Origin of the sequence: Corallococcus sp. 4LFB (genome assembly GCF_046520365.1) — a bacterium.
Lineage (GTDB): Bacteria > Myxococcota > Myxococcia > Myxococcales > Myxococcaceae > Corallococcus > Corallococcus caeni.
The window spans coordinates 1-8,804 of the sequence record NZ_JBKGHJ010000374.1 but is presented as its reverse complement, the minus strand read 5'-3'; the positions used below and the strand labels follow the sequence as shown (position 1 = coordinate 8,804).

Annotated in this window: 9 protein-coding genes; 1 reads left to right on the top strand and 8 read right to left on the bottom strand. The window is 73.7% G+C overall.

Features of this window, described 5'->3' with window-relative positions; translation table 11 throughout:
* Positions 1 to 337: hypothetical protein (locus ACLEQD_RS30850; RefSeq protein WP_410389029.1), on the bottom strand; the 337-nt coding region annotated here is incomplete at its 3' end.
* A 105-nt stretch (positions 338 to 442) separates the two neighbouring features.
* Positions 443 to 703 carry a hypothetical protein gene (locus ACLEQD_RS30845; RefSeq protein ID WP_410389027.1) on the bottom strand — a complete coding sequence of 87 codons (261 nt, stop codon included), beginning with the start codon at positions 701 to 703 and terminating at the stop codon, positions 443 to 445.
* Between the two features lie 189 nt (positions 704 to 892).
* Between ACLEQD_RS30845 and ACLEQD_RS30840 the strand changes: the two genes are divergently transcribed.
* The gene (locus ACLEQD_RS30840; RefSeq protein ID WP_410389025.1) at positions 893 to 1,579 is read left to right on the top strand and encodes a response regulator; all 687 of its coding nucleotides are present in this window, start codon (positions 893 to 895) and stop codon (positions 1,577 to 1,579) included.
* A 7-nt stretch (positions 1,580 to 1,586) separates the two neighbouring features.
* On the opposite strand, the gene ACLEQD_RS30835 is transcribed toward ACLEQD_RS30840, so the two are convergent.
* From ACLEQD_RS30835 to ACLEQD_RS30810, 6 genes are all read right to left on the bottom strand, one after another.
* On the bottom strand, positions 1,587 to 2,363 hold the full coding sequence (locus ACLEQD_RS30835) for a hypothetical protein (RefSeq protein ID WP_410389023.1): 777 nt from the start codon (positions 2,361 to 2,363) through the stop codon (positions 1,587 to 1,589).
* A 259-nt stretch (positions 2,364 to 2,622) separates the two neighbouring features.
* A complete protein-coding gene (locus ACLEQD_RS30830; protein ID WP_410389022.1) occupies positions 2,623 to 4,677 on the bottom strand; it encodes a bpX6 domain-containing protein in 2,055 nt (684 codons plus the stop codon).
* Positions 4,674 to 6,485 (bottom strand): hypothetical protein, encoded by a 1,812-nt coding sequence (locus tag ACLEQD_RS30825; RefSeq protein ID WP_410389020.1) that lies wholly within the window; start codon positions 6,483 to 6,485, stop codon positions 4,674 to 4,676. The genes ACLEQD_RS30830 and ACLEQD_RS30825 overlap by 4 nt, the downstream gene beginning before the upstream one ends.
* Positions 6,482 to 6,979 (bottom strand): hypothetical protein, encoded by a 498-nt coding sequence (locus ACLEQD_RS30820; RefSeq protein ID WP_410389018.1) that lies wholly within the window; start codon positions 6,977 to 6,979, stop codon positions 6,482 to 6,484. The genes ACLEQD_RS30825 and ACLEQD_RS30820 overlap by 4 nt, the downstream gene beginning before the upstream one ends.
* Positions 6,980 to 7,143: 164 nt before the next feature.
* Entirely contained in the window at positions 7,144 to 7,884 is a 741-nt protein-coding gene (locus tag ACLEQD_RS30815) for a hypothetical protein (protein ID WP_410389017.1), read from the bottom strand.
* A 20-nt stretch (positions 7,885 to 7,904) separates the two neighbouring features.
* Positions 7,905 to 8,501 carry a hypothetical protein gene (locus ACLEQD_RS30810; RefSeq protein WP_410389015.1) on the bottom strand — a complete coding sequence of 199 codons (597 nt, stop codon included), beginning with the start codon at positions 8,499 to 8,501 and terminating at the stop codon, positions 7,905 to 7,907.
* Positions 8,502 to 8,804 lie beyond the last annotated feature (303 nt).

The following is an 8,804-nucleotide window of genomic DNA, read 5'->3' as shown; positions in this document are numbered from 1 at the left end:
GCGCCGCGGCCTCCACCGCGTCCACGGCGTCGTGGAAGCGCTCCACCTGGCCCTCTTCGTCCGGGCCCGCGCCGCCGCGCTCGCGCCACAGCCGCAGCACCGTGTCGCGCAGGCGCCGGAAGTTCGTCGTCGTGGGGTGCCCGTCGGAGCCCTGCACCAGCAGCGACAGCTCGCGCGCCAGGGCGTCGGCGACGCGCGCGTCCGGGTTCGCCATCCGGGCCGCCACCGCGGACAGCCCGTGGGAGAAGGTGTTGCCGGAGCCGGGCGCTTCGTGGAGCCATGCGTCCTGGAGGACGTCGCGGGACTGGAAGAGGAAGTCGGCGAGGGACAGGGGCACGGTGCGCGGACTCGGGGCGAGGGGCCTTGGGGGTGGGCCGGAGCGAAAGGGCCCCACCGACTTAGGCCCCCGCTCCCACTGCCACAAGGACCGTCTGCCCCCGTGTCAGGAGGTAGGCGAACGGACGAGTCCCAGAGGCCGCAGGGCGGTCAACCGCAGGAGCCCCGTGCCTGGCTCCACGCGGTAGCGGACCTGGAAGCCGCACGCGAGCACCGCCGCCCCCTCGCGCCCGGATGCCGTCACCGGCAGCGACGGCATCCGGCTGACGAGCGCCCCCAGCTCCCCCTGGAGGCGCTCGCGCACGGCGGGCGGACACGCCGTGAGCGTGCGCACCACCGGGGGTTCCAGCTGGCAGCGGTAGGCCATGAGCGCCGCGAAGGGTGTGCATCTACAGCCCAACTGCAAGATGACAGTGGGGCGGTGACAAAGGCTGTCGGGCGCTGAGCGTCTGGGGGGAACAGTCCCCGGGGCACACTGTCGGCCAGGCGACGCTGGGGTTCCCGACAGACCCCGGTGCACTTCAAGAAACCAAGGAAAAGCGGGTCGAATCGAGGGATGGCCCTGGGCGTCCGTCACCTGCTGCTGGTCGAGGACGATCGGACGTGGCGGGAAGGGGTGGGCCGGGCGGCGAGCGAAGCAGGCTTCCAGGTGTCGTCCGTGTCGGACGGCGCGGAGGCGCTGCACTGGCTGCGTCATCGCCCGCGCGCGCAGCACCCGGACCTCATCCTGCTGGACCTGGTGTTGCCCGGGCTGGATGGATGGGAGCTGTACGGCCAGCTGCGCACGGACGCGCGGCTGCGGCACCTGACGGTGATGATGATGTCCACGGGGAGCGGCACGCCGGAGGTGCCGCTGCTAGGGGTGGCGGGCTTCCTGCGCAAACCGCCCCAGCCGGAGGCGCTGGTGCTGGAGTTGTCCGCGCGGCTGCGCCAGCTGCCCGGGCGTCCGCTGGAACCGCCACGCACGCCGTATTCGCTGCGGCTGCCGGACGCATCGCTCTACGCGCTGCATGCGTTGCCGGCCCCGGTCCGCCACGCGGTGCGCGTGCACCTGCTGCGCGCCGCGGAGCTGTCCGCCACGGAGCTGCCGCTGGCGTCGTCATGGCTGATGGCGCTGCACAGCGAGCAGCCCCTGCTGCTGGTGACGGTGGAGGGCGTGCGCGTGGTGCTGGAGGTGGACGACGCCGCCTGCGCGCTGACCGCGAGCATGGTCATCGTGCCCAGCCACCTGCGCTGCTCCTGACGCGGGCTCACACCACCGGCACGCGGTGGACCTCGCCGGACGTCAGGTCCAGCCACACCACGCGGCCGAACAGGTCGTGCACGGCGCACCACTCCTCCGAGAGGCGCACGACCTGGGGCGGGGTGCCGGAGAACTCCACCGTGGCGCGGGCGTGGCCGGCGAGGTCGCGCAGGACGGCCGTGTGCAGCTCGCCCTTCTGGAAGCGCGTCACGCTCCAGGCCTGCCCGAGCACCGCGCCCACGCGCTCCTCGCCCTGCGGGGACGGGAGGTGGAAGCGCCGCACGGCGATGGGGGCCAGGTAGGACCAGGGGCCGGCCCCCGCGCCTTCGGGCACCGCGGTGCGCCCGGCCACCACCTCGCCGTCGGGCGTGAGCGCGAGGGCGTCCGGCGTTCCCACCAGCTCCGGCACGTTCGTGCGCCCGCGCAGGGTGGGACCGCCCGCCAGCACGTAGCTCCAGCGCTCCAGCCGTTCGAAGTCCTGCCCGGGGGACAGGTGCAGGACGAGGAAGGACAGGTGCTGCGCGTCGACGGCCAGCTTCAGCACGGTGCCGCCCACCTGGGACACGCGCCACAGGGAGCGCGGCTCGGCGGCGAGCGTGTCCACCATGCTCACGGTGTCGCGCACGGCGGTGAACCACCGCTCCCCGTCGTAGGTGGGGGCCCACGCGTCCAGCTCCGTGTCGCCCCCGCGCGTGGCCCGGCGCTCCACCAGGTCCAGCCGCGACAGCCGCCACAGGTCGCCCCGGCGCGCCAGCGCGAGCGCGCGGTCGCCCTGCGTGGACACGACGAGCGAGAACGCCGGCAGTCGAAGTTCGCGAGCGTGCGTCCGTCCGGGCCCACCAGCCGCGCGCCCGCTCCCCCACGCGCGAGCAGCACGCGCTGTCCCGGCAGCACCGCGGCGTCATGCACGGCGTGGGCGCCCGCGTCGTCGCGGTCCATCCACACGCGCACCGGGGGCAGGTCGTTCGCTTCGGCCCAGGGGCGCCGGAGGGAGGGCTGGGGCGTGGGCAGGTCCGTGCGCAGCGCGTCCATCGCCGGGTCCTTCAGGGCGCGCAGTTGGTGGAGGAGCCTGGAGCTGGAAGGGAGGACGTCCGCGGCTTCGTCGCGCAGCAGCGCGCGGACGGTGGGGACGAGGAGCGCGCTGCGCGCAGGGGAGGCGGCCTCGCGCAGCAGCTCCGTGGCGAAGGCCAGGCGCTCCGGGGCGCGGGCGGGGGTTTCGTCCGACAGCAGGGGCTGGAGGTCCTCGCGCGCGGCGCCGAAGCCGTCCGGGAACCCGAGCGCCAGGCGCGCCAGGAGCTTCGCGCCGCTCGGGCCACCGGCCTGGATGCCTCGGTCCACCCAGGCCCGCGCGAGTGGCGCGCGGCGCTGACGGGCCACACGGCGTCCACCGCGCGCGCCCAGTCACCGGCCTCCGCGAGCGACTCCGCCCACAGCAGGCGCAGGGCCTGGGCTTCGGCGGGGTGGGTCTTCTCCAGGCGCAGCACCGCGTCCGCGAACACGCCCGAGCGCCGTGCGATGGACACCGCGCGCGCCACGTCCTTCGCGAGGAACCACTGGCGCACCACGAGGCTCACGGGGAGGCCGCGGCCCTCGGCGAGCTCCGCCGCGAGCTGGAGGCGGCCGTGCCGCTCCAGGAAGGACACGGCCTCCTCGGTCGCGTCCAGCAGCTCCGCGAGCACGAAGGCGGCCTCGTCGATGCGGCCTTCGCGCTCCAGGCGGCGGAAGGTCTCGCGGTAGCGCTCGCGCAGGGCCTCGAACACGGCGGGGCCACCACCGAACGACTGCGCGGCACCGCTGCGGCCACGAGGCTGGATGCGCAGCTCCTCGCGCGGTCCGGGAACTCCGAGCGCGAGCCGGGCGCGTTCGTCCAGCGCCTTGCCCAGGGGGATGGCATGGCGCAGCGCTTCGTCGAGGTTGCCCTCCTCGAAGAGCTCGAAGAGGCGGCGAAGGTAGTCGCCCTTGCGCTGCCCCACGAGCTGCCCCAGGGGCGTGTTCTGGAGCATCCACGCCTTGAGTCGCTCCAGCGCGCCGGGGCCTTCGGGTTCGGCGGGGCGTGCGCCGGCAGCCGGTGCGGGCAGCGCGCCCTGCCGCGAAGCCGTGGCACCGCCGCGCCCGCGCATCCCGGCGAGGAGCCGTGAGAACCAGCCCGCCCGTGCACCGGCGCCCGAGGCGGATGCGGACCCAGCGGACGCGGCGCCCGAGCCGAAGAGTCGCTGCCACAAGCCGGGACGGGATGCGCCCGAACCGGAGGCACCTGGAGACACCGCGCTCCGCAGACGGGCGAGCAATCCCGCGCGCCCCGCGGTCACGCTGTTCGATGCACCTTCCCCGTCCGCGCGGAAGGCCCGGCGCAGCCGTGCGAACAGTCCCTCCCGGTGCACACGCACAGCGCTTTGCGACGTGCTCTCGGGCCGTGCGCTGAAGGCCCGGCGCAGCCGTGCGAACAGGCCTTCGCGGCGGACGGTCAGCGTGGCTTCACCGGGCTTCTGTGAGAAGGCCCTGCGCAGCCGCGCGAAGAAGCCCTCTCGTGCCACCGGGACCTCCTTCCCGGCCATGCGCGCCAGCATGCGCTCCGCTTCGGGCGCGAGCGCGGGCACCTTCGGTCCGAACCACTCACGCGTGGGTGGAGGCAGGGGCTCCAGCGCGCTCTGCATGGGCGGAGGCGGGGCTCCGAGTCCCTTCACCCCCACGCGCCGCCACTCCGACACGTCCAGCCACGCCCCCGGATCCACCTGGCGCAGCTCCCCAGGCACGTACATCCGCGCGACGCCCGCGTGCACCAGCACGACGGTTCCCGCGGGTGGAGCCAATCGCTCGCGCTCCTTCGCGCTCAGCGGCGCGCTGGTGAGCACGCCGGCCTCCAGCACCAGGGGAAGCCCGGGCGCGGCCTCCACCGCGCTCTTGCACGGCGCCGCCAGCTTCAACAGGTGCCCACCCGCGAGCGCCCAGACCGTGGCGCCGGGCCTCCACGCAGCGAGCACGCGGCGGCGTGCCTCGGCCTCGCCCAGCGTTCCGGGATGGAACCACCAGGCCGCCGCCACCACGGTGCCCCGGTGCACGTGGGCACGAGGACGCACGGCTCCGGACGCGGGGCTCACGACGTGGCCTCCGGAACGGAGCGGTACAGCACCGCCTGCTCCATCAGGTCCCACAACACGAACTCACCCGCCTGCGTCAGCCACCCGAACGCCGGCTGCCCGTGGCTCGCCGCGGCCTGCACCACGGGGCCACTGGCCACCGCGAGCACTCGTGAAGACTCGCGCGAGAAGAAGTGGAAGGTGCGTTGATCCGGAGCCAACGCGAGCAGGCCGGGCGGTGACGGAGCGGGAGGCTGCACCACGCCCATCACGCGGTATCGCTCGGGCACGGAGAGGACCGACACGCCCGTGTCCAGGAACAGCCGCCAATCCAGCTCCTTGTCACGCACCGCGAGCAACCCCGCGTCGGGATGTGCCCCCGACGGCGAGTAGCCGAAGTACGCCTCCCCCTGCCGCGCATTGAGTGGAACCCTGCGGGCCGGCTCCTCGCCCAGCACCCTGAGCCGCGAGATGGTGGCCCGTCCCTCGCCCTGGGGCCGCAGCACGCAGAGCGGGCGCGAGTTCACCTCCGCCATCGCGGAGACCTGCTCCTCCTCCACCACGAGCGCCGTGGTTCCCTCCGAAGCAGGCGGCGGCAGTGAGACCAACCGGTCCTTGCCATCCTTCAACCACAGGTGCTCCTGCCCCTGTGGATCCACCCAGCTCAAGAGGTTCAACGGCAGCGCGCTCGCCACGGTGTCCGGCCGCCCGAGGTCATCCGCCGCGTGGTAGCGCGCCTTCCGGAAACCCTTCGGCGTATGCACCTGCCCATGCATCACGTAGGTGCCCAGGTGACGCGCGAGCACCAGCAACCCGCCCCTGGAGCGCCATCCCGCCGCGACGACACGCTGCCCGGGAGGCACCTGCACGCGCCGGGGCTTGGGCAGGGTGGCGCGCGGAGAATGCGGCACCGCCATGGCTTCGACGCCGCCATTCGCGGAGAACAGCAGCACGCGCCGGCCCTCTCCGGAGAAGGAGAACTTCACGATGCGCCGGTCGACCGTGCGCGGCAGCCACGCCGACGGCGCGCGGTTCGAATTGAACGGGTTGCGCAGCAGGCGCAGGCAGTCGTCCGGAGGAGGAAGCTCCAGCACCACCGAACGCGGAACACGCGCCGAGGGCCGCACGTCCACGGTGAGCCGGTGCGCGCCGGGCTCCATTGGTTCGGAGACCTCCACGCGGGACATCCCCTCCGCGCCCTCCAGGCGGCCCAGGCGCGAGGAGCCCACGAGCCACACGTCCTCGGGCGCGCGTGAGAGGTCCAGGGCCTCGCGCCACGTGGCCAGGTGCTGCGCGGACGCGGGCATGGGGGAGCGGGCTTCGAGCCACGCGAGGAGCGACGTGCCGCTCAGTCCCGCATGGGTGGCACGGGCAGGGTCGGACTGGAGGGCGCCCCAGGTGAACGCCGCGCCCACGGCCTCCGCCCGGCGCGCGAGCACGACCAGCAGCGCGAGGTGCGCGATGCGCGGCAGGCCCAGTTGATCCGGTCCCACGTCCAGCAGCACCACGGAGCGACGCGCGCCCTGGGGCTGACGGAACGCGGGCTTGAGGAACGACAGCTCACCGAACGCCGCGCGGCGCACCAGCTCCTCCGGCGCCTCCAGGGCCCAGAGCCATTCACTGACGAGCAGCCGCTCGAAGTTCCCCCGGCGGGAGAGCCCGTCATGGCCCTGGGGCTCACCGCCCTCGGCCTCACCGCGAGGCCGCAGCGTCCCGAGCGCCGCCGACAGCCGCGCCACATGAGGCCCCAGGTGCCGCGCCAGGTCCTCCGGAAAGAGGGCCAGCTGCGTCGCCCACGGGCGCAGCGCGGGAGGCAGCACGGTCGTCACGTAGCAGCCTCCACGCCCGTGACGGACAACCACGCATCGAGTGAGTCACGCGCAACGGGCTTGGCCGCCCCCACGGAGACGAGCACGCCCGACGCGGGCAGCACCGCGAGCGGCGCATCCCCCTGCCCTGCCAGCAGCGCCCGCTCCAGCAGTGCAGGCGCCACGTCCGGCTCCAGCGCGCAGGGCAGCAACAGCGCGGGCGCCAGCGGATCACGTCCCAGATACACCGCGCCGTCCACCCAGGGCAGCGATGCGGCGGTCCCCAGCAGCACGAGCACGTCCGGCCCCGCGACCCCGCTCCACGACGCGAGCACCGCATCCTCCGCCCGCGATGCACGGTGTCCCAGCGCGAGCGCCACGGGCCCCACGCCCGCCACGGCCAGGGGCTCCAGGGGCAGGGCTCGCGGTCGCCAGCGCACGGGGAGCCCCGCGATGGCCGGCTCCGGTGGCGGCTCCATGACGCCCTGCTTCCGCATCCCGCGCCCGTTGCTCACGCCGGTACTCTAGAACGCCTCCCACCGAGGGCGAAGCGGCGCGAGCGCCCCCGCGCGACAGTCCGCCAGCCTCCCGCTGTACAGCACACGGGGCTGTTGCCCATGCTCCCGGGTATGAGCACGCCCCGGATCCACCACCACCTGAAGGCCCCTCGCTCGAGCGTCTACCGCGCCGCGACCTTCGGCAGGGCGCGGTACTCCTCCGTCAGCACGAACCCATCCCCCATGTTGGTGACGCGGGTGAGCGCGTAGAAGTCCTGGAAGCGGTACTCCGCGCTCGCCTGCCGCAAGAGCCCCTGCTTCAGCTCCTCGACGCTGCCCTCCCCGTCCCGCTTCAGCGGCGGGCCCGCCAGCGTCGCGAGCGTCGCGTTCGCCGCGCGGAACGTCGCGCTGATGGGCGCGGCCTCCGCCGCCCGGCTCACGGCAACCAAGGACACCAGCCGGCCGTCCGCGCCGAACGTCACCCACAGGTTCCGGATGGCCGCCTCGCGCTTCAAGCCCGGGAACAGCGACGCCGGGACGTCCGCGCAGTCCAGGTCCCCCTGGCTGCGCGGCACCGTGCACTTCACCCCGTGCGCCTGCGCCCATTCGAGCAGCGCCTCGCGCGTCGTCTGCTCCAGGTCGAACCCCAGCGCGGGCCGGGCCAGCGCCGCGCGCTCACCCCGGTAGGCGGCCGCGAAGCGCTGCCTCGCGGCCTCCTTCTGCTCGGGGCTCTGCTTCACGTCGTACCCCAGCGGGCACCCCGCCGCGGACGCGGCCTGGGGCATGGACATCCCCATCCACTTCAGGAGCGGCCGGCCGGACGGCGTATGGGCAAAGCCCATCACCGCCGTGAACAGCCCGGCCACGCCCACGGTGGAGACCAGCACGCGGCGCATGGCGCGCGTGAAAACGAAGCGGGTCATGGTGCCCTCCAGGGTGTTGGCTACTTGCCGACGATGGACGCCTTGAACGCCGCGTCCGTCACGATGGGAGCGAAGCAGGAGGACACGTCCGCGCTCGTCACGCCGTTGTCCGTGAGCGCCGGCACCACCATGTTCGCGATGAAGTAGTCGTACTGGGAGTTGGTGATGGCCATGCCCAGGTGCGCCGCCGCCATGTCCTGCGGGCCCGCGTACGTCTTGCCATCCGTGTACGTGATGGACTCCGGACCGCCATAGGCATACACGAGGAACGCCGCGAGCTTGCCCTCGAACGTGGCCGCGTCGTCCGCGTAGGCCGGGCCCTTGCTCGCGTCACCGATATGGGTGAAGGACTCGCCCAGGTTCGCCGTGCCGTTGGGGCCGTTCAGCTCCGCCAGCGTCTTCGCGACGATGGCCTTGTTCACCGCGACGAACGCGTTCGCCCCGAACGTGTCCCACGCGTTCTTGTTGCTGCTCGTGCAGCGCAGCGACGTGCCCGGGCCCGTGCCCGTGGGCATGTAGCCGGTGCCCGCGTCCGGCATGTCGTTGTTGTCGTCGTCGCCACAGCCGGCCAGCAGGGCCGCCGAGGCAAGGGCCAGCGCCGCGAAGGTGTTTCGCATGAAGTGTCCTCCCGTGGATGGAATGCCTTCGGCACGCCGCGCCGAAGGCGGCCGTCCCGCTGGCAGCCACAGGTACGGGCCACCGCAAGGATTGGTTTCCACCGGATTTCCGGAAGGATTTCCGGACCGCCTCACGCCGCGCGAGTGCTCGCTTCATCCAGCACCGCCGCCACCGCGCCGCGCAGCTCACGCAAGGCCTCCGGCAGCGCTTCGGGCGCGAAGCCCGCGTCCATCTCGCGCGCCACGCCCTCCAGCTTGAGCCGCCACGCGGCCACCGCGTCCCCGTCCTCGGGCCGGGCCGCC